Annotated in this window: 20 protein-coding genes and 1 riboswitch; of the genes, 9 read left to right on the top strand and 11 right to left on the bottom strand. The window is 58.5% G+C overall.

The features are described from left to right. The first annotated feature begins 2 nt into the window (after positions 1-2). Genes pncA through KQI84_14655 form a run of 3 tightly spaced genes read left to right on the top strand, consistent with a single transcriptional unit; the run spans position 3 to position 2,506 of the window. Positions 3-635: a bifunctional nicotinamidase/pyrazinamidase gene (pncA, locus tag KQI84_14645; protein MCB2156112.1), complete on the top strand. Its 633-nt coding sequence runs from the start codon at positions 3-5 to the stop codon at positions 633-635. Then, entirely contained in the window at positions 632-1,645 is a 1,014-nt protein-coding gene (locus tag KQI84_14650) for a mechanosensitive ion channel (GenBank protein MCB2156113.1), read from the top strand. The genes pncA and KQI84_14650 overlap by 4 nt, the downstream gene beginning before the upstream one ends. A gap of 6 nt (positions 1,646-1,651) precedes the next feature. Then, complete coding sequence (locus tag KQI84_14655; GenBank protein ID MCB2156114.1) at positions 1,652-2,506, top strand: mechanosensitive ion channel family protein; 855 nt, start codon at positions 1,652-1,654, stop codon at positions 2,504-2,506. Here KQI84_14655 and rimO read toward each other — a convergent pair. The 4 genes from rimO to KQI84_14675 all read right to left on the bottom strand — a co-directional run bounded on the left by rimO (position 2,503) and on the right by KQI84_14675 (position 6,716). Beyond that, positions 2,503-3,924, bottom strand: a complete 1,422-nt coding sequence (gene rimO, locus KQI84_14660; protein ID MCB2156115.1) for a 30S ribosomal protein S12 methylthiotransferase RimO — start codon at positions 3,922-3,924, stop codon at positions 2,503-2,505. The two genes, KQI84_14655 and rimO, sit on opposite strands and share 4 nt — an antisense overlap. Before the next feature lie 24 nt (positions 3,925-3,948). Then, positions 3,949-4,782: a metallopeptidase family protein gene (locus tag KQI84_14665; GenBank protein MCB2156116.1), complete on the bottom strand. Its 834-nt coding sequence runs from the start codon at positions 4,780-4,782 to the stop codon at positions 3,949-3,951. Between the two features lie 189 nt (positions 4,783-4,971). After that, positions 4,972-5,271 (bottom strand): HU family DNA-binding protein, encoded by a 300-nt coding sequence (locus tag KQI84_14670; protein MCB2156117.1) that lies wholly within the window; start codon positions 5,269-5,271, stop codon positions 4,972-4,974. A gap of 209 nt (positions 5,272-5,480) precedes the next feature. Then, a complete protein-coding gene (locus KQI84_14675) occupies positions 5,481-6,716 on the bottom strand; it encodes a PAS domain-containing protein (GenBank protein ID MCB2156118.1) in 1,236 nt (411 codons plus the stop codon). 175 nt (positions 6,717-6,891) lie between these two features. On the opposite strand from KQI84_14675, the gene KQI84_14680 reads away from it, so the two are divergent. The 3 genes from KQI84_14680 to KQI84_14690 are packed head-to-tail and all read left to right on the top strand — an operon-like array spanning position 6,892 to position 10,387. Beyond that, the gene (locus tag KQI84_14680) at positions 6,892-7,839 is read left to right on the top strand and encodes a hypothetical protein (GenBank protein MCB2156119.1); all 948 of its coding nucleotides are present in this window, start codon (positions 6,892-6,894) and stop codon (positions 7,837-7,839) included. 22 nt (positions 7,840-7,861) lie between these two features. Continuing rightward, positions 7,862-8,650, top strand: a complete 789-nt coding sequence (locus KQI84_14685) for an ABC transporter ATP-binding protein (protein MCB2156120.1) — start codon at positions 7,862-7,864, stop codon at positions 8,648-8,650. A 15-nt stretch (positions 8,651-8,665) separates the two neighbouring features. Continuing rightward, on the top strand, positions 8,666-10,387 hold the full coding sequence (locus KQI84_14690) for a hypothetical protein (GenBank protein ID MCB2156121.1): 1,722 nt from the start codon (positions 8,666-8,668) through the stop codon (positions 10,385-10,387). Positions 10,388-10,391: 4 nt separating this feature from the next. Here KQI84_14690 and KQI84_14695 read toward each other — a convergent pair whose 3' ends face one another. The 4 genes from KQI84_14695 to KQI84_14710 all read right to left on the bottom strand — a co-directional run bounded on the left by KQI84_14695 (position 10,392) and on the right by KQI84_14710 (position 16,020). Further along, positions 10,392-11,258: a hypothetical protein gene (locus KQI84_14695; protein MCB2156122.1), complete on the bottom strand. Its 867-nt coding sequence runs from the start codon at positions 11,256-11,258 to the stop codon at positions 10,392-10,394. Between the two features lie 7 nt (positions 11,259-11,265). Then, entirely contained in the window at positions 11,266-12,609 is a 1,344-nt protein-coding gene (locus KQI84_14700) for a hypothetical protein (protein ID MCB2156123.1), read from the bottom strand. Then, positions 12,606-13,997 carry a hemolysin family protein gene (locus KQI84_14705; GenBank protein MCB2156124.1) on the bottom strand — a complete coding sequence of 464 codons (1,392 nt, stop codon included), beginning with the start codon at positions 13,995-13,997 and terminating at the stop codon, positions 12,606-12,608. The genes KQI84_14700 and KQI84_14705 overlap by 4 nt, the downstream gene beginning before the upstream one ends. Before the next feature lie 136 nt (positions 13,998-14,133). After that, the gene (locus KQI84_14710) at positions 14,134-16,020 is read right to left on the bottom strand and encodes a glycoside hydrolase family 13 protein (GenBank protein MCB2156125.1); all 1,887 of its coding nucleotides are present in this window, start codon (positions 16,018-16,020) and stop codon (positions 14,134-14,136) included. A gap of 176 nt (positions 16,021-16,196) precedes the next feature. Here KQI84_14710 and KQI84_14715 point away from each other — a divergent pair, with 176 nt between their 5' ends. Further along, positions 16,197-17,789, top strand: a complete 1,593-nt coding sequence (locus KQI84_14715; protein ID MCB2156126.1) for a hypothetical protein — start codon at positions 16,197-16,199, stop codon at positions 17,787-17,789. A 20-nt stretch (positions 17,790-17,809) separates the two neighbouring features. On the opposite strand, the gene KQI84_14720 is transcribed toward KQI84_14715, so the two are convergent. From KQI84_14720 to KQI84_14730, 3 genes are all read right to left on the bottom strand, one after another. Next, a complete protein-coding gene (locus KQI84_14720; GenBank protein ID MCB2156127.1) occupies positions 17,810-19,060 on the bottom strand; it encodes a right-handed parallel beta-helix repeat-containing protein in 1,251 nt (416 codons plus the stop codon). 71 nt (positions 19,061-19,131) lie between these two features. Beyond that, positions 19,132-19,770 (bottom strand): prepilin-type N-terminal cleavage/methylation domain-containing protein, encoded by a 639-nt coding sequence (locus KQI84_14725; GenBank protein MCB2156128.1) that lies wholly within the window; start codon positions 19,768-19,770, stop codon positions 19,132-19,134. A gap of 110 nt (positions 19,771-19,880) precedes the next feature. Beyond that, on the bottom strand, positions 19,881-21,281 hold the full coding sequence (locus tag KQI84_14730; GenBank protein MCB2156129.1) for a GAF domain-containing sensor histidine kinase: 1,401 nt from the start codon (positions 21,279-21,281) through the stop codon (positions 19,881-19,883). A gap of 176 nt (positions 21,282-21,457) precedes the next feature. Here KQI84_14730 and KQI84_14735 point away from each other — a divergent pair, with 176 nt between their 5' ends. Both KQI84_14735 and KQI84_14740 read left to right on the top strand, forming a co-directional pair. Further along, positions 21,458-22,864, top strand: a complete 1,407-nt coding sequence (locus KQI84_14735) for a hypothetical protein (GenBank protein MCB2156130.1) — start codon at positions 21,458-21,460, stop codon at positions 22,862-22,864. A 3-nt stretch (positions 22,865-22,867) separates the two neighbouring features. Further along, on the top strand, positions 22,868-24,211 hold the full coding sequence (locus KQI84_14740) for a hypothetical protein (GenBank protein MCB2156131.1): 1,344 nt from the start codon (positions 22,868-22,870) through the stop codon (positions 24,209-24,211). An 88-nt stretch (positions 24,212-24,299) separates the two neighbouring features. Next, a riboswitch (glycine riboswitch) is annotated at positions 24,300-24,398 on the top strand. Positions 24,399-24,476 lie beyond the last annotated feature (78 nt).

A 24,476-nucleotide genomic window follows, 5' to 3' on the forward strand; every position in this document is an offset into this window, starting at 1 on the left:
TCATGTCCAATCGAGCTTTGCTCTTGATAGACATTCAAAATGACTTCTGCCCTGGCGGAAACCTCCCTGTCGAGGAGGGCGACCAAGTCGTTCCCGTCGCGAACAAGTTGCGAAGTCGATTCAAAATTGTGGCCGCAACGCGCGACTGGCACCCGGCGAATCACTGTAGCTTTGCATCAACGCATGCCGGGAAAGAAATCGGCGATACGGTGGAACTGGAGAATGGAGTCAAGCAAGCGCTTTGGCCCGCACATTGTGTCCAGGACACGCCCGGCGCAGAGTTCCATCCGGATCTTGATATTCGGCCAACGGACTTGATCGTCGATAAAGCTGCCGACCCGAAGGTCGACGCCTACAGCGAGTTCTTCGACGAGGCAGGCCAACCGAGCACGGCGCTCGTCGATCTGTTGCGGGAGCGCGATGTCAGCGTCCTGTATGTCTGCGGCCTTGCAACGAATATCTGCGTACGTGCGACAACGCTGGATGCGCTGAAGCTGGGATTCGAAGTCCATGTCGTCACCGACGGAGTACGTGGGGTTGATTTGCAGCCCGGCGATTCGGAACGGGCCTTGCAGGAGATGGAGAAGGCGGGAGCGAAACTGGAAACGTCTGAACAGATTCTGGAGCATCTATGAGCAAGATCTCGCGCACCAAGCGCATCTGGACAATCTCTGTAATCATCCTGCTGGTCTTTGTGATTCTCGTCGCACTGGGCAGCATCCAACTGCCGGAAGAGGTTGTTGAAATCGTTGAACCGGTCATCGCTGCGTTTACACGCATCTGGAATACGCGGCTGATGTCGATTGGCGATGGCTTTGTCACGCCGGGACAGATCGTCATCGCCATGTTTATCCTGTCGATTGGCCTCGTCCTGGTCCGTCGATTGGCCGCAGAAGCGAAGAAGCGGTTGCTCTCGCGCTTCGCACTCGACGTGAACGCGATGATGTTGATCGAACGCACAGTCTATTATGCGCTCGTCGCGATTGTCATTCTACTGGCGCTCGACATCGTCAACATCCCGCTCACGATCTTCACCTTCCTTGGTGGTGCCGTTGCGATCGCGCTGGGCTTTGGTGGCCAAGCACTGCTGGGCAACTTCATCAGCGGCTTTATCCTGATGATCGAGAAGCCCATCAAGATCGGGGACTTGATCGAGTTCCAAGGCACGTACGGCAAGGTCACGGAGATCGGCGCGCGTTGCACGACACTGCGCACTCCGGATAACCTGAGCATTCTGGTCCCGAACAGCCAATTGATCGAGAACGCACTGACGAACTGGACGCTGTCGGATTTCATGGTACGCACAAGCGTCACGGTCGGTGTGGCTTACGGCTCACCAACGCGGCAGGTCGCCGACTTGATCATGAAGGCTGTCACTGAACATGACAGCGTTCAGAAGCGCCCCGAGCCCGTCGTGCTCTTCACGGATTTCGGCGACAATTCGCTGGGATTCAGGGTCCACTTCTGGGTTCACATGAAGAACTTCATGGATCGCCTTAAGGTTGAGAGCGACGTTCGGTTCCGCATCGACGATCTCTTCCGCGAGGCGGGAATCACGATCTCCTTCCCGCAACGCGACGTTCATCTCGACACACTGAAACCGCTGGATATTCGCCTTCTCAAAGACGCTCCACAGGAAAAGTAACCGACAATGCTGCAAGATGTCTTTGCCGATTACGGCACGCAGTTGGTCGCGACAATACTGGTTATCCTGATCGCGGTGATCGCCCGATCGCTGCTGATTCGTCGCGTCATGAAGGCGTATACAGATTCGCCCGAGTTGCGCCGGCGCTACATCGTTCTGGTCCGAAACGTCTCGCTGCTCGTCCTGCTGTTGGCGCTGGTATTAATCTGGGCGAACGAGTTGCGCACGCTGGCGGCCTCCATTGTCGTGATTGCCGCCGCGCTGGTGATTGCAACAAAAGAACTCATCCTTTGTCTGAGCGGGACGTTTCTGCGCGCGAGCTCACGCGTTTTCAAAGTGGGAGATCGCATCGAAATCAACGGAATGCGCGGCGATGTGATCGATCATACGCTTCTGACAACGACGATCTTCGAAATCGGTCCCGGCCACAATATCCACCAATTCACGGGACGCTCGATCACCATCCCGAACAGCCTCTTCCTGAGCGCACCTGTATTGAATGAGACGTTCATGCAGGAATACGTTCTGCATGTGCTGATCGTGCCGCTGGCACTTGATGATGATTGGCAGGCTGCAGAAGAAGCGCTGCTTCATGCCGCGCAGTCCGAGTGCGCGATCTATCTGGAGAGTGCACGGGGGCACATGAAACAGTTGGAGGAAAAGCACGGCCTCGACGCGCCGTCTGTCGACCCGCGGGTCTCGTTGCATTTTCCGGAAGCCGGCAAGGTCAACTTGTTGCTGCGCATGCCGCTACCGGTGCGCAAACGCGGGCGAATCGAGCAGGCTGTCTATCGCCGATTTGCAAACAAGTACACCAAAAAGATTCGCCCGAAGGCGAATGCAAAAGATACCGAAGACTAAGACGTGATCACTTCACCCGTCAGATCGTAAGTGTCTGCCTGAACAATCTCCACATCCACAAAATCGCCAGTGGCAAGCGGTGTCGGCGATGCAACGCGGACAACACCGTCGATGTCGGCGGCTTCGCTATGGCTACGGCCGACATACCAGCCGGAATTAGGAACCTGGCCTTCGATCAGAACACGGCGCACGGTCCCAACCTGCTCGAATGCCCAGTCGGCGCTGATCTTTGATTGCAGCTTCATCAAGCGATCTCGCCGACGGCGACGGACCTTGTCAGTCACCTGGTTCGGCATGCCGGCAGAAGGCGTTCCCTCTTCTCGGCTGTACTCGAACACACCCATGCGCTCGAACTTGATCTCGCGCACTCCATCCAGCAGCTTGCGGAACTCTGCCGAGGTTTCGCCTGGAAATCCGACGATGAATGTTGTTCGCAGAGTGACCTCGGGAAGATCGCGCCGGATCATTCGCAGCAGATCGAGCGTGCGCTCGCGATCGTGCGGACGCTTCATGCGCTGCAGGACCTTCTCATCCAAATGCTGCAGCGGAATGTCCAGGTAGCGAGCGATCTTTGGCTGTTCCTTGATCAGTGCCACCAGGTCGCGCGTCACGGTCGAAGGGTAGAGGTAGAACAGGCGGATCCAGAATTCGCCCTCCAACTCCGCCAGCTCCGACAGGAGATCGGGCAACGCAAGGCGCTTTTCGAGATCGAGCCCGTACTTTGTGATGTCCTGCGCGACGATATTGATCTCGCGCACGCCGTCGTCCAGCATTCGGCGCGCTTCGTCCAGCAACACATTGCGCGGCACGCTCGTGTAGATGCCCTTCATCAGCGGAATGCTACAGAAGGTGCAGGTGTGATTGCACCCATCTGCAATCTTCAGGAATCCGTGCGGGCGGCGATCGACTCTGACGCGGGGAAGTGTGCGCGGCACGACAACACGCGGTGCATCGGCGGCGAATTCTCGATCATCGAACTCAATATCCTTGCCTCGTGCAGACGCGCTCTGGCGTTCAAGTTCCCAGGCCGGGGCATTCTCCCCCGCCGGCGAAAGAAACCGGCTCTTCTCGTCGCCTGCCACGAGCCTTGCAACGCGTTCGAAATCACCGACTCCCGCTAGAAAGTCGATTTGCGGGAAGTCGCGCAGGAGTTCCTCGCCGCTGCGCTGCGCGAGGCATCCAATCACGCCCAGGCGCGTATCTGCCTTCTCGCGAATGTCTGCCCACTCGCGAATCGAATCCACCGATTGATCGCGTGCCGCCTGAAGAAACCCGCAGGTTGTCACCACAACAACATCCGGTGGATTGGCCGGGTCGGCCACTTCCACGGTGTGCCCCTTCGTCTTCAGAAGACCGGCAAGGTACTCGTTATCAACAGTGTTCTTATCGCACCCGAGGGTGACTAATCCGATACGCATTGGTTGCTCCGGGTAGGACTGGGGCTAATCGAGTCCACGCGCCGCAAGATCGTCCTCGTCGAGGCCGAGATAGTGCCCGATCTCGTGCTTCAGCGTAATGCCGAGTTCCTCGTAGAGCCGATCCACATCCTCCGCGATCATCGCGATGTTTTCGGCGAACAGCAGGATTCGCGGCGTGTCGGTCGGGGCGTCGAAGACGCTTTGCTCCGGGATCGGCACACCTTCAAAGAACCCGAGCAAGAGCGGGTCCAGGGGCGGTTCGCAGCTATGCAGGAAGGACTCGTCGGGGCGCTCCTCGAGAATGATCGGAACATTGGTGATAGCAGTTCGGATTTCCAACGGAAGCTGCTCGAAAATCTCGTTTACCATCTTCTCGATGTCTTCGATCGGCAGGAAGCGTGGTTTCAGCCAGCGCTCGGGCTCCAACTCGTTGGCGCGTTCGAAATACAGGTTCGCCAACGACTTGTCGTCTCTGCGCAGTGCGAGCAATGCGAGGTAGTACCAGATCTCTCCTACGTCGGGATCTTCCACGCTGGCCATTTCGAGCCAGTGCCGCGCGGCCTCGAACCGGCAGAGGAAGTAGAGCGTGACTCCCATCGCGACGACAGCTTCCAGGCGTCCTGGTTCGGTGTTGTAGGCCTGATGATAGTAGCGCTGCGCGTCCTCCAGGTAGCCCTCTTCGAAACAGGCGTGTCCCGCCAGCATCAGGAAGTCGGAGTACTGGAACTGGCTGTCCGAATCCGGGTTGAGATCGAGGATATCCATAGCGGACTTGCAACGCTTAATGACCTCTTCGACAAGGCCCTCGCTGGCGGCCGCTTCGGCACTTCGGTACAGACGTTGGAGTTGCTCGTTCATCGGAGCCTTCAATCTCGTTGGTGGCGGGTGCGAATGGTGTCGCAAACCCGCGCGGATCAATGGGCGGGGGCCGCCCCTATTTCAAGTGAATTGTCACGTCGCTCGGGAAACCGGTCAAGCGCGAGGGAAAGGAAAATCCCCCGAACGAGTCGGGGGATCTCTCTCGAAGATTTGGAGTCCGCACCAATCTCAGCCGAGAACGGCATCCTTGGCAGCCTTGGAAATCCGGAACTTCAGAGCCTTGCGGGCCGGGATCTTGATGGCTTCGCCTGTGGCCGGGTTGCGGCCCATGCGAGCTTTGCGCTTCACGACGACCAGCTTGCCAACGCCGGGCAGGGTGAAGCCCTTTTCCTTCTTGGCTTCCTTGTAGGCGACGCCGATCAGCTCTTCCATGAGCATCGCGACGCTTTTCTTCGGGATTTCGCAGGTCTCTGCGAGGTGGGAAATCAACTGGGCCTTGGTAAGGGGTTTGTGAACTCTCTTCGCCATGACAGGAGCTTCCTCTCGAACAGGTAGATTGAGATTAGCCCTGGGAAATGGGCCTAATCTTGAACACGTTCATTCAAGTGTTCAACAAACGAAAAGATTCCCGGTGCGCCTTAGCGTCAATGAAAAGAAGCATCAAAAGCTGTGGAAAAGTCGTTTTTTTAGGGTTTTTGCCCAGTTTTGGGGCTTCAAATGCCGAAAACGACCATTTCTCAGGCCTTTTCGCTCCCTGAATCGGGCGCGGGAGGCTGCCCGGGAGGTACGATATTCTCCGAGTCAATCAGCCGGACAGGACGCTCATCGAGCGGCAAACCGATACGGAAGACGGTGCCCTGACCGAACTCGCTGTCGAGCCCAAGCGCCCCTCGGTGGGCACTGATAATCCGGAAGACAACCATCAGCCCCAGCCCGGTCCCCATCGATTTCGTCGTGTGGTAGGGCTCGAAGATCGCCAGTCGCTGATCCTCCGGGATGCCGCAGCCGTTGTCCTGGATTTCGATCAATGCGTGGTCGCCCTGGAGTGTCGTCCGAATTTCGATCCGCCCCTCAGGCTTGTCGATCGCTTCCATGGCATTTCTGGCGATGTTCAGGAGGGCCTGGCGAACCTGCTCGGGGTCGAGCTTCACCCGGGTCAGCGCACGCTCCAGATCGAGTTCCAGCTCGATGTTGCGCGCCTCGCACTCGGGACGGATGAGCTCGGCGACGGACTCGACCAGGTCGTTGATATCGGTCGGAATCAGCTCCAGCTTGGCCGGGCGCGCCGCGCGTATGAACTGGTCGACTATGCGGGTCAGGCGATTGATCTCCTCCAGGAGAACGCCTGTGCTCCGCTTCAACCGTTGGGCGTAACTTTCGTCGATACAATCCCCCACCAGCTCGTCGGCGGCCTGGCCGATCAGTTGCGCGTGAATGTTGAGACTGTTCAGCGGATTCTTGATCTCATGGGCGATGCCGGATACGAGCGTGGACAGCGAACGCATGCTTTCCATCTGGTGCCGCTCCGCAGCACGACGGTGTACGGACGTACGATCATCCAGGATCCAGACGCTGTGGGTCAGTTCCCCATTTGAATCGTGGATTGGCGAAACGGAAAGCGCATAAATACGGGACTGGGGCGTTCGAAGGCGGACCTCTTCCTGATCCAGCATCTCACCGGACTCCAGGAATGAGCTAGCCAGATCCTGGAGCGCCTTCACCTTGAGGGCCCTCAGAATCTGCTCGCCGAGGATCTTCTTTCGACCGAGGCCGAGCAACCCCCGCCCGGTTTCGTTGATGAAGACGATGCGGTGCTCTGAGTCTGTGACGAGGATTCCCTCCGGCAGAGAGTCGAGAATGGCTCGGTGGAAGTCCTTCTCTTTGACGAGCTGAGCGAGGAATGCCTCTATCTGAGACCGATCGACACGCTGGATTCTGGACAGGAATTTCGTGGCAAAGGAGGATTGTTCCATGATTGACTCGCAAAGTGTGGTGCGGAAACTGCCTCTCGGGTGATTTACAGGGGGCGGTTGGCCCGGAATTCGCCTCTAGAGTACGTTCAGCGGGGCCAGCACTGCAACGAGGGAAAGCCGAGAGGCCATGTGGCGCAACTTCCAATCGATCGCAACCGTCGGATTCTTCGTGCTCATGATGAGCTTGCTCTTCGTGGATCACATCCTCCCGACGCTGGCTTCAGGGGATTCGACACCGATTAACACGACGATGCTGGCCGAGCAATGGACCGGCCAGGATGACTGGATGGAGTTGACGGTGAACGACGTCCCGGTCGGCGTAATGCGGCTGACAGGCGGCACCATGGGCGAGGGTTACGCCTCGACGGCGGAAGTGCTCCTCGGCGCCTCGGACATCCTCTCGGGCACGATGGAGATGTCGGCTTTGCTGAACAGCCATCTGGAACTGACCCAGTTCGTTGCGCGGCTCAATTTCGAGGATCATGGAATTCCGCCTCTTGAGTTGGCCGGGATGGTGGAAGGCAAGGAACTGCTGCTTCGCCTGAAGAGCCCGAACGGCGCGCGCTTTCACTCGATCGATCTTCGGCATCCGATCACGCTGGCGACGGCGAGCGATCCGCTGATGGAAGGCAGCAGCATGCGCCCGGGCGAGACTTACACGGTCGACGTGTACGATCCGTTGTGGGGAATGCAGGCGGGCAAACTGCACATGAAAGTTACGGGAGTGGACTTCATACGAATCCGCGGGCACGCTCGTGAGGCGAAACGGATCGAGTCGCGCCTGGGCAACGTTGTAAGCAAGGTTTGGGTGGATACACGACGCGAAGAGATCCTGCAGCGCGAAATCCAACTCGCTCCACTGAACATCGAGAATCGAAGCGACTCGGAAGACGGCGAGGAATCGAAGCTGGTCAGCCTTGGACCGAAGCTGGTCATGACGACGATCGATCCGATCGAAGCAGCGCACTCGTTTCCGGAACTTGCCGCGACGCCCGATCTGCCGGATCTGACTCCCGATGAAATGCGCGGCGAGGATTACGGCGAACCGCTCGATGGCTTTGGGATGTTGTCGCTGTTGCTGCGTGGGAATCTGTCAGACTTGAAACTGTGGCGCGCCGAATAACTGATCGAAGAGAAGGACCGCGATGCTGAAATTGGAAGGCCTGCACAAGGATTACGACGGCTTTAATGCCGTGATAGATCTGAACCTGGAGATTCCCTCCGGGCAGTTCTTCTGTTTCCTGGGGCCGAACGGCGCGGGGAAGACTACGACGATCAAGATGATCACCGGGCTGCTTCGCCCATCGAAGGGGACAGTCAACATCGATGGACGCGACATCCAAACGGATGCAATCGAAGCCAAGCGCCGCATCGGCTACATTCCGGACACACCGTACCTGTACGAGAAACTGTCCGGCCGCGAGTTCTTCCGCTTTGTCGGCGATCTGTACGAGATCCCTCGAGACAAGCAAGACGCGGCGATGGAGAAGTATCTCGGCCTGTTCGGGATGATGCCGGCGGCGGACAAACTGATCGAGAATTACAGCCACGGCATGCGGCAGAAGCTGTGCTTCTCCGTGGCGTTCATGCACGAACCGAAGCTTCTGGTGGTCGATGAACCAATGGTCGGACTCGATCCGAGATCGGCGCGGACGCTGAAGAACCTGCTGAGGGGCTTCTGTGCCGACGGCGGAACGATCTTTCTCTCCACGCACTTGCTGCCGATTGCAGAAGAGCTGGCGGATCGGATTGGCATCATTACGACCGGCAAGTTGCGCTTCCTTGGGACGACCAAGGACCTGCGCAGCCAGTTGGCCCGCGAGGGCACACTCGAGGACCTCTTCCTTGAATTGACCGAGGACGGCTGTACGGAAGATCCGGGCATTCTGGCAAGCGATGCGAGTGCTAACGGTCCGCTCGCCGTCGGCGAGTAATCGGGGCGAGGTGATATGGCGGCGACGCACAGTGGCCTGATTCTGAATGCGAAGTATCGGATGGCGGGAAATGCGCTGCGAGGCATCCGCCGCCACATGTACATTCACATGTTTGTCGGTTTCGGCCTCGCGTTTGTGATGGTTGGTGGAGGCACGGCATTCTTTCACACACTGTTCGAGTTCTTGATGCGCCAGGAGGTCTTCGGCCCGCCGCTGATGGATATGCTGGTCGGCATTGTGTTCCTGGCATTCTTCTCGATGCTGATTTTCTCGAACCTGATCATCACGCTGTCGACGTCGTACATCTCGCGCGAAGTCGACTTCCTGATGGGGATGCCATTGTCGTATCAGGCGATCTTCCGCCAGAAGCTTGTCGAGTCGATCCTCTACAGCTCTTGGGCCTTCGCTGTGTTGTCGTTTCCTTTCTTCGTGGCGCTGGGCGTCTCGCGCGATGTCGCATGGTACTTCTTCCCGCTTGTTATCCTGCTGATCGTTCCGTTCTTGATTATCCCCGCCGCCTCCGGCGCCATCATTACGATGGTCGTCACGGCATTCCTTCCGGCGCGGCGGACGAGAACATTGTCGCTAGCTCTCGGCGTCATCGCCGTTGTACTGGCGCTGATGATGGCGAAGGTCATGGGGATGGGTCGCATCCTGGCCAAGGCCGACGAACAGAACTTCCTGCAGATCATGGGCATTCTGGAACTTGGGACGAATCCGCTGCTCCCGAGCGCATGGATGACGCGCGGATTGCTCGCGATTGCGCCCGGCGACATGGGCAAGCCGGACCTCGCGGAGTATCTCTACTGGCTGGGGATGCTAGCCGCCACGGCGATGTTTCTCCTCGAACTAAGTCGCTGGCTTGTGCCATCGCTGTATTACCGCGGGTGGTGCCTGTCGAAGGACTCGGCGAATCGGACGGTCGCAAGCCAATCGACGTGGTCGCCGTTCAGAGTCATCGACCAATGGCTGAATGTTCTGCCGAGGCAGAAAGCCGCTCTCATCTCGAAAGACTTGAAAACGTTCTGGCGTGATCCATCGCAATGGACTCAGTTGGTGATTCTGTTTGGACTGATGATACTCTACATCGCGAATCTGAAGTCCGCTCGCCGGTACTCCGACACAGTGCAGTTCCTTCTGACGGAATGGAAGACGATCCTGGCGTTCTTCAACCTGGGCGCGACGTGCTTCATTCTGTCAATTCTGACGACACGATTCGTTTATCCCATGCTCAGCCTCGAAGGTCGACAGTTCTGGACCGTCGGTCTCGCGCCGATGCGGCGCAGCACAGTCGTTTGGCAGAAGTACGTCCTGTGCGTCGCGACAGCGTTGGCGTTTGCACTGACATTGATGTTGCTGAGCAACTGGGTGCTGCAGATCAAGCCATTCATGAGGTGGCTATCCATCGTGACGATTGTGGTGATGTCCTTTGCACTGAGTAGCTTGTCCATCGGCATCGGTGCGATCTTGCCGAACTTCCGCGAGGACAATCCTGCGCGTATTGCCAATGGGCTCGGAGGCACAGCGAATGCCATGCTGTCGCTGGGCTACATCGGGCTGACGATTGCAATGATCATCGTCCCGGTGAACGTTTTCGATCGCGGGGGATGGGACCCGTTCCTGAGACACAAGATTTGGACGGCGCTCTACGCGCTGGGATTCCTCGCCGTTCAGCTCAGTGCCATCGGCCTTCCAATGTACATCGGCTTGAAAAAATGGGATAAGCTGCAGTTCTGATCGATCAGTCTTGGGACCACGGCTTCAGGATATCGCGGAGTGTGCGTTCGTAGCGTGCTTTGCGCAGGCGTTCTTCTTCGTTCTCATCTTCCGCTTCTTGAATTTCGCGCCAAGACGTCGGGCGATCGTCGCCTTCCTCGGCCGCAGCACGTTCAGCACGCTCTTCGACTTCAAGAATCACATCGTGCGTGCTGTTGATGAACATGCCAGTCGCGGAGAATGCGAAGACGATCAGGCCGACGAGCCTCAACCCCACCGCCAGCACGAACAGACTGCCGATGTACAGCACGCACCCGAGGGTCAGGATAGGGTACTTCATCGAGAGATAGAGCCCCGCCTTCAAAGCCGGCCAGGTCTTTCGCTCGTATCGGACAACGAGCGGCATTCCGTGCAGTGCGATCCCCATTACGAAGAGAATCAGCCAGAAGCAAAGCCCGCCCAGGAGATACGTGAGCAGCCAGAGTTCCGGCGAGAGAATGTCTGCGTAGAAGTAGAACCAGATGTTGAGAACAAGAAGAGCGATGGCGGCCCCAATCACCAGCAGGAAGCGAAACAATCGAAAGCCCGTCTTGCGAATGCCCGCGAAGAACGATCGGAAGGGCGGATCTTTCTCATCGGAAGAAAGCATTCCGAAGTGCAGCAGGCCGCCGAACCAGATCGTGCCCGCCACGGGAATCAGGATCGCCAACCCGCAGCAAAGGACGAGCATCCAGCCGGCACTTCCTGCACCGGCCGCGGCCGTCGCCATGAAGATCCCAAGGTAGAACGCAACCGGCCACAGAATGACGAACAGCAATAGGTTCATGCCTAACAGCCGACCAAGGTAGTCGTAGCAGTCCCAGAACCATTGCTTGAGAATCTGACCAAACATGAGTGCCTTACTCTTCGGGCTTTCCGTCTTCAGGCGCAGGCGGTATTGCTCGGATACGCCGGATACGATGATTGTCGAGTCCGGAAACGACGATCCGCCAACCGCGCTCTTCCAGCACTTCGCCCGGGCGCGGAACGCGACCGAGTCGCTGGTAGATGTACCCGGCGATCGTGTCGCAATTTCGCTTCGGCAGTTCGAGGCCGATTTCCTCTTCCAGGTCATCCAGGTCAATCGTCGGGCTGACAAGGAACCAGTCTTTGACCGGTAGAATCTTGCGCCGCGGACGTTCATACTCGTCTTCGACTTCACCGACGATTTCCTCGAAAATGTCCTCGCGCGACAACCAACCGGAAGTTCCACCGAACTCGTCGAACACAATCGCGACCTGCTGTTTTCGCGTGATCATCTCGTTCATGATCGCATCGACACGGGCGACTTCGGGCACGAAGATCGGCTTCGTCACGAGTTGCCGTAAGTCCTTCGGACTCTCTTCCAAGTCCAACAGATCGTAGATGTTGATATAGCCCTGCAGGTTGGTGATCTGGTCTTCGTAGACCGGGATTCGCGAGTATCCCGTGCGTCGTGCGAGCTCAAGCAATCGCTTCGGGCTGTAATCCTTAATGCGAATCGCTGTCACCTGGTTGATCGGCTTCATCACCTCGCGCACCAGGGTGGAATCCAGTCGCTGGATGGCGCGAACCATTTCGAGTTCCGTGCGTTCGCGCTGGATGGTTGTGCTCGCGCCGGGCGTTGCGACGGATTCCGGATCGATATCTTCGACGTCGAGACGAATCTGATCTTCGAGTTCATACATCGTCGCCTGGGGGCGCCGCATTCCGACGGCCAGGAACCGCTCCAGCGAGTGCATCAGCCATTCCCAACCAATCCATCCCGTCGCCACCCACGCGGGCCAGCTCACGTCTTCGTCAGTAATCCATGCGGGTGGATTCTCGCGCAGTTGTTCGCTGCGGCGGAACGCGCGACGTGCGCCATAGGTGGAGCTGATGATCAAGATCAAGAAGAGCGCGACAAACGCAAACACGTCGACGACCAGCGGATTCGCGTACCATGGTGGGGTCCCGCCTGCGGCGGCAACCTCACGCAGATCGATCGCCACAAGGCTGCCGGAGGTCGCCAGAACGAAGAGCGAGAAAAGACGCAGCAGCTTGATCGCGCTCAGCAACATGCGTGTCCGATCCAGGGCTGTGGAAACGACTTCGCCCTGGTCGGCATCGGGCTGGATGATCAGCGCCGCGATGCGCAGTTGGCGCGCCTCCGCCGAATCGCACCAGGTGCGAATCAACAAGCCGAACAAGAACACGACGAGCAGAACGCCGAGAGCTGGAGTCATGGCTCCACCTCCGTGACGTCCAGCAGTTCACGCGCCGGCAGGTCGCGTTCAAACAGGAGCTCGGAAACGCGGTTGTTCACGATCTCGCGAATCTGGAAGTGGCCGCGATTGACGGTCCAGCTCTCACCCACCTCCGGCAGGCGTCCGAATCGATGCATCAAGTAGCCGCCCAGCGTACGCGAGACGGATTCATCAAGTTCTAGATCAAGCTCTTCGTTGATTTCCCACAGTTCGACACGGCCCGAAATTCTGGCGTGGTCCGCATCGAGGAACTCGATCCAAAGCTCGTCCTCTTGCTCTTCGTCTTCGATGTGCTCGCCGATCAACGCTTCGAAGAGATCGTGCAACGTCGCTATGCCCGCCGTGCCGCCGTATTCATCGATGACCAGCGCAATACGCGAACGCGTCTGACGCAGGCGCCGCAGCAGTTCCGGCAGGTGCGTGTTCTCCGACGTGACAATGGGATCGCGCAGGAGATCCAATGGATTCTCCGGCCGGTTCAGCAGAACTTCCTTGGCCAGCAACACGCCTTTGATGTCATCGAGATTCTCGCCGTAAACGACGATGCGGCTGTAAGATGTCGCGCGCAGGATCCGATAGATTTCTTCGGAGCTTGTCCCAATCTGGACACCCTCGAGGTCTGTTCGGGGAGTCATGACATCGGCCACCGTCGATTCGGTGAACTTGCGGACGGAATCGATCATGTCCACGGCTTCTTCTTCAACGACGCGATCGACGCCGGTCACGTGCGGCAGGAGGCGAAACTCGCGATCGACGATCGGCTTCGAATCCACCGATCGCAAACGGTGTGGCAGAGCCAGGACCGACAAGGCGCGCACCAGCGGGCGCATCGGCAGGCTGAACGCGAAGGCCGGCAAGCTGAGGAATCGCAGGATGCGTTCGGAGTCGCGCAAAGCGACGTTCCGCAGCGCAACGTCCACGACGAGGAAGAACAACGCAGAGGAGATGATCCCGCCCAGCAGCCCGCCCGCCAGTGGTGTCAGGAAGCTCAGGCGAGAAAAGCCGTCGATGGCAAGGACCAGCGTCGCGAGATGGAAGAAGAGGCTGGACCGTGTGTAGAGGCGATCGATGAAACTCGATTCCTGGCCGGCGGCCGGCGAGAGCCAGCGCCACACGATGGTTTGCGAGAGTTTGTCGCGGGCCTCGCGACTCAATCCCGTCAGTGCGGACTGGACCATGGTGAAGAGCGCCGCCAAGGCAGCACACACCACCGCCAATACCAAAGGAATCCACGCACCGGTGGAGTTGGTGGCGATAGCCTCTGTTGATCCGGGGGGCGGGCTGGCGGACGCGGCGGCCAGAACGGCGGCGCATACAACGGCCAGCATCAGGAGGCGGGAAAGCTGACTGGGAGGCTCAGATTCCAATCTGGGCGTGTTTTCCTCTTCGCTCGACGAGTATTCATCAGTACTTCGGTTGGAATGTAGGGAGACCGCCGGGCCTCCGTCAAGGCCAAGCGGCGCCCCGGAGCCCGCCATATCTGTGGCTCCGGGGCGCGATCGATTACTTCTCGAGGTTCAGGACAGCTCCCCAACGGGCCGGGATGTTGACCGTCAAGGTCGTGCCCTCGGCAGCCAGCAGGCCTCCATTCAGCAGATCGGTGAAGACCTGGCCCCGGCCGACTGGCAGGCTGACCGCCCGGGGCTGGTCGCTATTGTTAAGGACCACCAGGATGTTTTCGCGCGGGGCGATACGGCGATAGGCATACACCTCTGCCTCGTCGTCCGTCAGCACCGTCTCGAAATCCCCAGTGCGCAGGGCCGGATGGTTGTTCCTTATCCGGATCATCTTGCGATAGTGACTCGCCATGTCGTGGTCGTAGGCGACCACGTCGCCGGGCGAGAACTTCGCACCAGTCGGAAGAGTCGTCTCTCGCTGGTAGGTCAGTTCCGGCCAGACCATCGGCTTTCGACAGTCTGGATCGTTTCCGCCCCACATGCCGGCCTCGTCGCCGTAGTAAACCATCGGCGCGCCAGGATAGGTCATCTGGAAGATTACGAACAGCTTCTGGATCTGCCGATCGGCGTCGCTGGGTTTGCGCGTGTTGTAGTTGCGGTTATTCTCGGCCTTGGAGTTGTTGAAGTAGCTGCCCCAGTCGCGATAGTGCCCATGCGCACGATTCACGATGTGCGAGCCGATTCGGTTTGTGTCGTGGCTATCAAACAGATTCTGCTGTACTGAGGCCACTCCCCCGCCGAAGGCGTTCCTCAGATCGCGCAGTTTCGCGTCGAACTCCGAGGGAGTAATGCTGTGTTCCTCCTCGATGAAGAACTCCGCAGAGGTGAACGCGAAGTTGTAGTTCATCACGGCGTCGAATTCATCGCCTTGCAGATACGGTTTCACCTTTGGAATCGGATCGACAATTTCCGCCGTCAGGTAGGCCTCGGGATTGATCGCCTTGACGTGCTTGCGCCAGTCCTTCCAGAAGGCGTGATCGACGCAGAAGGCCACGTCCAGACGCCATCCATCGATTCCGTCGGAGGGATCGCCATCGCCATTCGGGTCCATCCAGCGACTTGTCGAATCGAAGATGTACTGCTTCGGCCCATCGACGATTCCGTTCTCGTCTTCGCGTAATTCAGGCAACGTATCCACGCCGAACCAGCCCTGGTACTTGAACTCCGTCCCTGCTTCTTCGTCGCGCCAACTGTGAACGACGAACCAGTCCTTGTAGGGTGAATCCTGCTGATTTTTGACGACGTCCTGAAACGGCCAGCTATTGTAGCCCAGGTGATTGAAGACGCCGTCGAAGATGATGCGCATGCCACGCTTGTGAACTTCATTGATGAGTTCAAGTGCCAGATTATCCGCGCTGGTCATCACCCACGTCGATGGATCTGCGGGATTCTCCGTCGCGATCAGTGCCTCGTCGCCCGCCGGATCCGGGCCGAAGATCGGCTCGACGTGGTGATAAGATTCGCCGTCGTATTTGTGCAGCGACGGAGACATGAAGATCGGGTTCAGGTAAATCGCGGTCACGCCGAGATCCTGCAGATAATCGAGCTTGTCGATGATTCCCTGCAAGTCGCCGCCGCAACGTCGACGCAGGATGTTCCACCAGATGTTCTCGCCCGTGGCCCATTCCCACGGCTGCAGTTCATACCAGTCCGATGTCCAAGGTGAGATGTCCCACGGTTTATCCGGCGCGGTCGGCCATGCGCCTGTCAGGTCTTCGAGCTTCGGATCGTTTGACGGATCGCCGTTGTTGAATCGTTCAGGGAAGACCTGATACCAGACAACATTCTTCGCCCATGACGGGACGAACTCATCTGTCGTTTCGGGTGTGAGTGCCTTCTGAGCCGGTGTCGGTGTGCTCGTGCAGGCAGTTGACAGCAACAGCAGGGCTCCGGTCGCCGCGGCGATTCCGGCCCTTGTGATAGACGATTTCATGACGCTCCTCCTGTTCGTCCTTTGCCGCCGATGGCGGTCTGCAAGTCATGGGACAAGGAGAACCGTCCCGGTGTTTCCGAGGCGGGGCAATGACAGATGGAGGAAAGGCTTGTGCCCTCCTTTGCACCGGTGTAGATGATCTATGCCATTGGATACTTGGGAAGAGGAGAGGCCCGATGCGAAGGGGACCGTGCATTCCCACGGCGCTGATCGTGTTGCTGCTCGCGTGCGTGGCACAGGCGGACAGTCCTGCGCCGAGCCTCTCTGACGTCACGACCACGGGATCATGTCCGGCGCTTCCGGTGCCGGCGATTCTGACAGCGTCTGTCGCCGAATACACGCCGGAAACAACATTCACGCTCGCCCTCAATCCCGAATCCGCCGACTGGCCCTCTACACTAACCGCAGTCCATTGGGCTTCCGACTTCGGCGCGGCCGATTCGACGATGACAACTCTCGACCTCTCGATTCCTGAAACTGCACCTGAGACTGTGACGTTCACAGCCTGGGCAGAGGGCGAACCTCCGTTCGCGAACTGCACAACGTGGATGTCAGAAATGACGAGCGTGACGCTATCGAGGGTGCAGCCTCCCGCTCCCCTCCGAGTGCAATTCTTCACTAACACCTTATACTATGGGACAACCGCAGTTGTTGAAGTGAAAGAAGGTGATCAGTCACTTCTGCTTCAGGAATCGGATCTGGTGCCGTCCGAGCTTCTGGAGATCGATATCCCGAGAGGGAATGGTGAAATCGTTGTAACATACCATGTCTCAGGAAATGCTTACGATCCTTTGCAGGTCACGATTCTGCATGGTGATATTCCGATCTTCGATGTGGAGCATGACAGCTTCTACGTACAGCGGAACATCCGGCTCAACTCTTCGCCCACAACGACGACGCTTCTCGTTGGCAGAATCCCAGCACGTCTGAGGCTCAGGCTCTTCGATGAAGATGCGACTGCGGGGATCAGCGGTGAGAACTTCGACCTCAGGGGCTTCTATCTGCCACCATATATCCCATTCGATGTATGGCTGGATGTGGATTTCTCTCCCGGCTGCTATGTGATGAGCGCCTATGCCCGGGATTCCGGTGGTCCGTTCTATGACTATTCGTCCGGAGGTATTACATTCGAGGGGGAATGCGGGACATTCGGCGTCGGCGCGAGCGATCGGTGCTTCGATTATTGCTCAGGGGGCAATCAGCGTTGGCCCCTCTACATAACTTATGATGAGTGCCTCTTTGGGGAGGATGCTGTCGATATCTGTCCCGGCAGTAACTACGGCGACTTCGAACTCGATTGCTCGCACTACAGTCATTGTCGTCCGCCAACACCGACCGCCACACCCAGTCCGACGCCTACGCCCAGTTGCGTGGCGGAACCTGTTCCGGCCGTCTTGGAATCCTCTGTCGGCGCAATTCCCGAGGCAACGACGTTTACTTTGACTCTTCGGCCGGAAGCGGATGATTGGCCCTCAACCATCACCGTGGTTCAGTGGTACACAGACTACGGATACCTCGATACAACAACAACGCCGACGCTCGATGTCGCGGTTACTCCTCCCGTCCCTCCGAGCATGAAGTTCCTCGGCAAGGCAGTGGGCGAACCGCAGTATCCCTATTGCGACGTATGGGAAAGCGAAACGGCGAGCCTGATCTTGTTGGCCGCCACGCCGACGCCATCCCCCACGCCTCCATCACCGTCTGGATGGTTGATGGGTGCCGCGCCGACGGCATCCGAGCCGAACGCGATCAGCATGAGATTGAAGTGAAGAACTGACTGGGTTGGCGGCTACTCTTTGTTCGCGCGCGCGACGAGGCCGCTGCCTTCTTCGATGGACCAATTGCCCTTCGAGTTGCCGCTCAATTGGCACTGCTCGATCGAGCCTTCGGCCGACTGGCGGGCGCGCACGCCGTAGGTTCCGTTGTCTGCGATGCGGCACCCGCGCAGGTGCGGTTCGCCGGAGGTCTTGATGTAAACGCCTTCGCGTTCGTTGTTGGAGATCGTGCAGCGCTCGAAGCTGCCGCGGCCTTGCTTCGTGATGTTGAGTCCACGGCACGAGTTCGCCAGTTGCGTCTCGCGCACGACGGGTCGCGCGCCACCGGTCACGCCGATGGCGGCCTTGCCCATGCCGGTTACTCGGCAGCGTTCCACAATACCGCCGGCTTCGCGCCAGAAGTAGAACCCGGCCTCGGGCGAATCATGGATCGAGCATTCCAGGAACGATGGATTCGTCGGACCTTCGACGACCACTGCGGAGAGCGTGTCGCTGGAGAAATCGCAATTCTCGAACGTCGACTTGCCACTCTTCACATGACAGGCGAATCCCGGCATGCCCTCGGCGCGCCCGACTTGACGAATCGTGATGCCATAGACAGCCGCGTAGTGGGCGGTGCATTCCAAGGTAGCTTCTGCCGTGCTGGTCAGAATAATGCGGTGCTCGGGGCCTTCGCCGACGATCTCGATGTTCCGGCCGATCTCGACGGGGCCCTGGTAGTTCCCCGGCCGAACAATGATTCGGGTTCCATCCATGACGGCGCGGACGGCATCCGCCAGTTGGCGGTACTGACCCTCACCCATTTCAGCCACTACGACCGTCCGCAGCGGGTCCATCCCCGGCTGCCATTCGGTCGCCGTGGGGATGCGATCGTTTCGGCTTTGGAATCGATCGCGATCGCCCTCGCGGAGCGTCTCGATGTCCTCCGGCGGCGGGAGCGACGGGATCATGTCCTCGCCGCTGGGCAGCGCCATGCCGAGAGCCTCGGCCCAGGTCGTCGCGACACCGCGGGCGGTGTTCTCCGGCAGGCCAAAACGAGTCAGGTCGCCGATGGCTAACTCCAATACCGAGAGGGTGTCGAAATCCGCGTCCGAGCCCGTCAACCGGTCGCAGGCGCCGCTCTGGACAGCCAGCGAGAGCAGCTCCGCCGTGGGGGCTTCGACGCCAACGTCCAGCAGCGCCTGGCGGCATTGATCGGCATCGTGGACCACGCTCGATCCGTGGAGGTCGACGAGGCGGGCCAGCGTATCGGAGGAGGAACTCATGATCGGATTCCGGGCAGAGGGTAAGTTAGCCCAGCCCTATCCGATCGACCCTGGGGGCACAAGCGGCAAAACTAGAGGGTGAACCCGCCGGGGTTGCGCTGGGTGCGGATCACGTCGCCGTTGCTGATCGTGCCATTCGTCGGATCGTATACGCCGTTGATGATCTCCGTGGGGCCGACGCGGTCCGGCGCCATGTCCTTTCGGTCCTGGTCCGGGCCATTTGCGAACATGACCCACGCGCCATAGGCGTCCGAACGGACCTGCATCGGCGCCATCAAGTCAACATCGGCAGCAGCGGCCAACCTGTGGGTGTAGTCCCAATTCTGGTAGTAGATGTAGGACTGCTCCGGTGAAGGCTGCAGCCCTGGATCGGCGAACACATCGACGAAGATGGTCGTGACGTAGGACACGGGCGTGGTCACCGCTGCGGGCAGGAAGTTGTGCGCGTACATGTTGTGCATGTAGGTCGGCATGGGATAGCGAATCGAGAAGTCCGATGCCATTACCGCCGCCGGCAGAGGCGGCATGTTGTAGTCGACCGTGTAGGCCTCCACGGCCGTCGCCATCGCACGCATGTCCGACATGGTGCGCGAGACCTTCGAGCGCGTTTGTGCTTCGAGGAAATTGGGAACAGCGATCGCCGCCAAGATAGCGATGATGGCCACGACGATGAGAAGTTCGATGAGAGTGAATGCCCGCGTATTCCGCATCCGAAATAAGGTGCCCTCCAAGTGTGATGGAGGAGCATAGAAACAAGTTCGGGACCATCACGGTTTGGGGATGGAGCGCGGGATCCTATAGCATTTGTCGGCGAGAGGGATCAGTCAGCCTCCGGAGCCTTCGTCGGCAGGCTGAAGGTGAACGTCGAACCGACGGCGATTTCGCTTTCGACCCAGATGTGGCCGCCGTGGGCTTCGACGATGCGTTTGCAGATGGCGAGGCCAAGGCCGGTGCTTTTCTCCCCTGCCGTCGGCTTCACGCTGCAGCGCCCGAAGTCCATGAACAGCTTCGGCAGTTCCTGCTCGGGGATGCCCTGGCCCTGGTCGGCCACACTGATCTCGATCGTCTCGGGCTCCGCACCCATGCGCGCGCTGACGGTTACCTGGGTGCCGGGGAAGGAGAACTTCAGCGCGTTCGTCACGAGATTCCCAAGCACCTGCCCGACCCGGTGTCCGTCAAACCAGGCCGTCCCAAGATCGTCGGGCACATCCAGGATCACGTCGATCGTCTTTGCCTGACCGAGAATTGCGGAGGAATCGTGGAACTCCTGCAAGTACGGCACGACCTCGATCGTTTCGGGTTCCAGGACAAGCCGGCCGGCTTCGATGGCGCTGATGTCGAGCAGATCGTTTACGAGATTAATCATCGTCTCGCAGGCTCGATCCATGGACTTCATGATCTGCCCCTGCTCCGCGGGCAGTTCGCCCAAAGCGCCCATCAGGTGCAGCCCGACGTAGCCTTTGATGATGTTGAGGGGATTGCGCAGGTCATGGACGATCACGCCGAGGAACTTGTTCTTCAGTTCATTCAGGTCGACGAGCTGTTGGTAGAGTCGGCTCTTCTCGACGATCATGGAGAGCTGTCCGGCGATCTGGCGGAAGATCTCAACGTGGACGTCGCGGTACGTGTTCGGCTGCATACTGCTGAAGAACATGAAGCCGATCGGCCGCCCCATGGCGATCAGCGGGCATGTCAGGCTGGAGCGCATGCCTTCCTTCACCACTAACTCGGTCGAACGCGATGTTGGATGCTCGGCCAGGTAGGCCTCGAGGTCATTCAGGATGCGCGGCTGGCCGGTTTCCATGATAGTCTGGAGGCTGCTGCCTTCCATCGGTGCGGTGAAGCCCTTGGTCAGGAAAACATCCTTGGCCCGAGTGCGGGCCCAGTGGGCCTGAACGGCGCGACCTTCGTCCTGGAGAAGCGAGAAGCCGATGCGATCATACGGAATCACCGGATCGAAGGACTCGTAGACGTGCGAGAGCACTTCGTCTAGGAGGAGACCCTTATTGATCTGCTCGGTGATCTCACTCAGATTCCTGATCTGTTGAAACTTGTTGTCGAGAGTCTTCCCCAGGTTGGCCAAGGCTTCGCCCAGACGTCCCACCTCGTCGGGATCGCCGATGGGGAGTTCGGACTGAAACTGCCCCTGGATCATCCGCTGGGCAGCGTCGGAGTAGGTCGGTATTCTGGGGTCGACGGAATGCGCGTCGCGATCAGTCATTGGTGGCCTCCACCCCTTTGATGTCAGTATGCGTTTACTGCTGCTTCCCTCCTGTCCGCAACCCTGTTCCAGACTTGTCATGCCTTTCGGGGCATAAATTGGTTGCTACTGCTGCCCGGCAGTCAATAAACGATACTCACAATGACAAATTCTTCAGAGCGCGCGAGGTGGTGCCAATGTCACCAACTGCCTTGTATGTGGTGTCCGTCTTATTCGGGATGCTGTTTCTTCCTGTGGGGCGCGAATCCGCAGTCGAAATGACTCCAATGGGAGGCCTGACGGCTGCCGAGTCGGATGTCGCGGTGGACGATATTGCCGGTCACATTGTAGTCTGGAGGAACAGCTCTTCTGACCAGATTCGCGGACGATTCTTCAGCGACTCGGAGGGACTCTCCGAGTTCGAAGTCGCCTCCATGGCCAGCGGGAACACCTGCGGGAGCCCGGCGATCGCGCTTTCGACGAGTGGAACGTTTGTCGTCGTGTGGGAGCAGTCCACTTCGGGCGCCACGAAAGACATCTATGCACAACGCATGAGTTCGACTGGTACCAAGATCGGCACACCGATTCTGGTACCCACCGTGGGACAGTCGACACGCAACCAGGTCAGCCCGAAGGTCGCCGCTCGAGAGAATGGCGATTTCTTTGTGGCGTGGACCGACGAGTTTTCTGTAACCGACTTCGACGTGCGGGCTCGTTTCTTTCAGTTCTCCGATGGAACCCCCCTGACGACTGATTTCGGAGTGGTCACCACATCAAACCTGGAGGATAGCCCCGCGATCGCCGTCGTCCCAGAGGACACGGGGAACGGTTCGGGCGACCTGACTTTTGCGATTGCCTATCGAATAGTCCAGCCTGATGGCCGTTCCGATATCTTTTGTTCACGCTATGATGGGGATGGGGCGGCAATCGGCGGCCCATTCCTGGTGAACACTGCAATTGTCTCGACGAATCGAATGCAAACACCTGACGTCTCGCTCGGATGGATTGCTGGTGTGTCCAGACTTCATTTTGTGTGGCGAAATGAGTTCGATTCAAAATGCTATTTCAAGCGATTCGACTCATCTGCTTCTGCTATCGATCTCACGGACGTAGTGGTTCAGTCTTCATACAGCTCGTCCAATCCCATGATCGCAGCGGGTTGGGGAGGATACTTTGGTGTGTCAATCAATGACGGCGGGCTCGATGGCAGGCTCTGGACTTATGACGCCACGGGAAGTCTCCGGTTCAGTTTCATCCTCCCCCTCTATGCCGGCGAACGATATGTCGGGAATCGAGCCATCGCCGTATCGCGTAGCGGACGCTTCATTGCCGCCGCTGCGGACGTCCAACCTTACATGGCGACGATGGATGGAAAGCACTATCGCCAGAGCCTCTTCAACCTGGTCGATGCAGAGTCAGATTTTGACGGGGATGGGGTGAGCAACTGGCGTGAGGGAATGTCTGGTACTAGAATCACGACCCCTGCCGATTTTCCCCTCGAATACGACTACAATCGCGATGGCCTTTCGACTACAGAGGACGCAGAGTATCTCTATAACTTCTCGACCGGCAGGGAGAACACGATCCCTGCGGAGGTGAACTGAGCCATGTTCCCGATTATTGCAGTCTTACTTCTGGCAGGTGGCACGGCTCTCCTTCCCGTCCACTCCGCAAAATACGCCAGCGAGGATTCGAATGTTTCGGACCATGCGTGCGATGTTGCGGTCTCGGACACTGGCTACACGGTCGTGGTCTGGGAGGGCTATCGCGACCAGACTCCCCCGAGTAAGAGTCAAATCTACGCGAAAATCTTCTTCACAAGTGAGAGTAGTACTCTCCTGAATGTTGCGGGGCCGACAGACAATATCGCGTACCGGAATCCTCGTGTTGCGATGCGGGACAATGGTGGATTTGTCGTCGTCTGGGAACAGGCGGGACCAGGGGTCAGTGACTACGCAAAGGTGTACTTCCAGCGGTACAATGAGTACGGCGTGCCCATGGGCGGGGCGACTCTGGTTCCCGTCGAGGGTGTCGATACGAATGATATCACGAATCCGGATGTAGCAATGTTCGGAAACGGCGATTTCTACGTTGCCTGGACATACTACTTCAACACGTCGGATACCGATATCCGGTATAGAATTTTCCGCTATTCCGATGGAACTCCGTTCACAGGGGACCTCGCCTTGGCTGAGACGGGCACACCTGAATCCGATGCCGCGGTGGCCGTCGATGTTGTTGCAAATCTACCGACCGACACATCCGTGGCAATCGCCTATCGCGCATACGACAACAACACCTCCACCTACGCGATCAATGTGCAGCGGCTTTCCGCGGGCGGAACCAAATTGGGAAGCCCGATCACGATTCAGGGCCCCGGGCTGAGCTACGGTCCGCCGAGTATTGGCATGGATCAGAGCGGCAACTTCGCCGTTGGCTATGAGGAACTCACGCAAGACCGGACAACTTGCAGCCACTACCAATCAAACGGGTTCTGGGATGGTGACGATTTTCTGTTCGGAGTCACGACTCCATCGATTTCGTTGGACCGAGATGGCACCGTGGTCGCCTGCACGACGAAGTATGAGCAGGTTCGCCTGACAGAAATCCGCCCGAGCCGCGATTACTCTAGCCGAGCAATACCGGTTTTCTCAACCGGTTCCTACGAAGTGATGCCGAGCGTTTCAGTCGCCAGAAATGGTCTTCGCGCGTCGGTGGCGACGCTGGTGCGAACGACCTCGTCATCTCCCATCCCGCCAACCGTTCGGGTCAGATTCTATAAACGTGCGGCGCAGGGGCCGGATTCCGACGGCGACGGCTTTGGGGACGCTTTCGAATCCTATTTCGGCTCAGATCCAGGGAATCCCTCGCGGATTCCCCTCGAACTCGATGAGGACCTTGATAACCACGTAAACATGAAGGATGCGATCATCAAGTACCGCAGATACTGAACTAATGATGCCACGGGTCGCCCCCATTAATGGCCGAATATCCTTTGACGAGCGGGGCTGGCTCGATTAGCTACAAACGCACATCCGGACGAAGTCCGCGGGAGAGACTTCCGGCCGTCGTGGCCGGAGGCGCCGAAGGGGTAAGTGGCCCTCGCAAACTCTCAGGCAAACGAACCGCGGACCGACGGGCCTCTGGAGAGCGCCGGCACCACCAGCCGGCCACCGAAGGAGCATCTCCGAAGCGCATCGCGCCGGGGAATCTCTC

This window comes from bacterium (assembly GCA_020444065.1).
GTDB lineage: Bacteria > Sumerlaeota > Sumerlaeia > SLMS01 > JAHLLQ01 > JAHLLQ01.

Coding starts and splice junctions, on each gene's coding strand:
- pncA (MCB2156112.1), top strand. CDS start 3: ATGTCCAATCGAGCTTTGCTCTTGATAGACATTCAAAATGACTTCTGC.
- KQI84_14650 (MCB2156113.1), top strand. CDS start 632: ATGAGCAAGATCTCGCGCACCAAGCGCATCTGGACAATCTCTGTAATC.
- KQI84_14655 (MCB2156114.1), top strand. CDS start 1,652: ATGCTGCAAGATGTCTTTGCCGATTACGGCACGCAGTTGGTCGCGACA.
- rimO (MCB2156115.1), bottom strand. CDS start 3,924: ATGCGTATCGGATTAGTCACCCTCGGGTGCGATAAGAACACTGTTGAT.
- KQI84_14665 (MCB2156116.1), bottom strand. CDS start 4,782: ATGAACGAGCAACTCCAACGTCTGTACCGAAGTGCCGAAGCGGCCGCC.
- KQI84_14670 (MCB2156117.1), bottom strand. CDS start 5,271: ATGGCGAAGAGAGTTCACAAACCCCTTACCAAGGCCCAGTTGATTTCC.
- KQI84_14675 (MCB2156118.1), bottom strand. CDS start 6,716: ATGGAACAATCCTCCTTTGCCACGAAATTCCTGTCCAGAATCCAGCGT.
- KQI84_14680 (MCB2156119.1), top strand. CDS start 6,892: ATGATGAGCTTGCTCTTCGTGGATCACATCCTCCCGACGCTGGCTTCA.
- KQI84_14685 (MCB2156120.1), top strand. CDS start 7,862: ATGCTGAAATTGGAAGGCCTGCACAAGGATTACGACGGCTTTAATGCC.
- KQI84_14690 (MCB2156121.1), top strand. CDS start 8,666: ATGGCGGCGACGCACAGTGGCCTGATTCTGAATGCGAAGTATCGGATG.
- KQI84_14695 (MCB2156122.1), bottom strand. CDS start 11,258: ATGTTTGGTCAGATTCTCAAGCAATGGTTCTGGGACTGCTACGACTAC.
- KQI84_14700 (MCB2156123.1), bottom strand. CDS start 12,609: ATGACTCCAGCTCTCGGCGTTCTGCTCGTCGTGTTCTTGTTCGGCTTG.
- KQI84_14710 (MCB2156125.1), bottom strand. CDS start 16,020: ATGAAATCGTCTATCACAAGGGCCGGAATCGCCGCGGCGACCGGAGCC.
- KQI84_14715 (MCB2156126.1), top strand. CDS start 16,197: ATGCGAAGGGGACCGTGCATTCCCACGGCGCTGATCGTGTTGCTGCTC.
- KQI84_14720 (MCB2156127.1), bottom strand. CDS start 19,060: ATGAGTTCCTCCTCCGATACGCTGGCCCGCCTCGTCGACCTCCACGGA.
- KQI84_14725 (MCB2156128.1), bottom strand. CDS start 19,770: ATGCGGAATACGCGGGCATTCACTCTCATCGAACTTCTCATCGTCGTG.
- KQI84_14730 (MCB2156129.1), bottom strand. CDS start 21,281: ATGACTGATCGCGACGCGCATTCCGTCGACCCCAGAATACCGACCTAC.
- KQI84_14735 (MCB2156130.1), top strand. CDS start 21,458: ATGTCACCAACTGCCTTGTATGTGGTGTCCGTCTTATTCGGGATGCTG.
- KQI84_14740 (MCB2156131.1), top strand. CDS start 22,868: ATGTTCCCGATTATTGCAGTCTTACTTCTGGCAGGTGGCACGGCTCTC.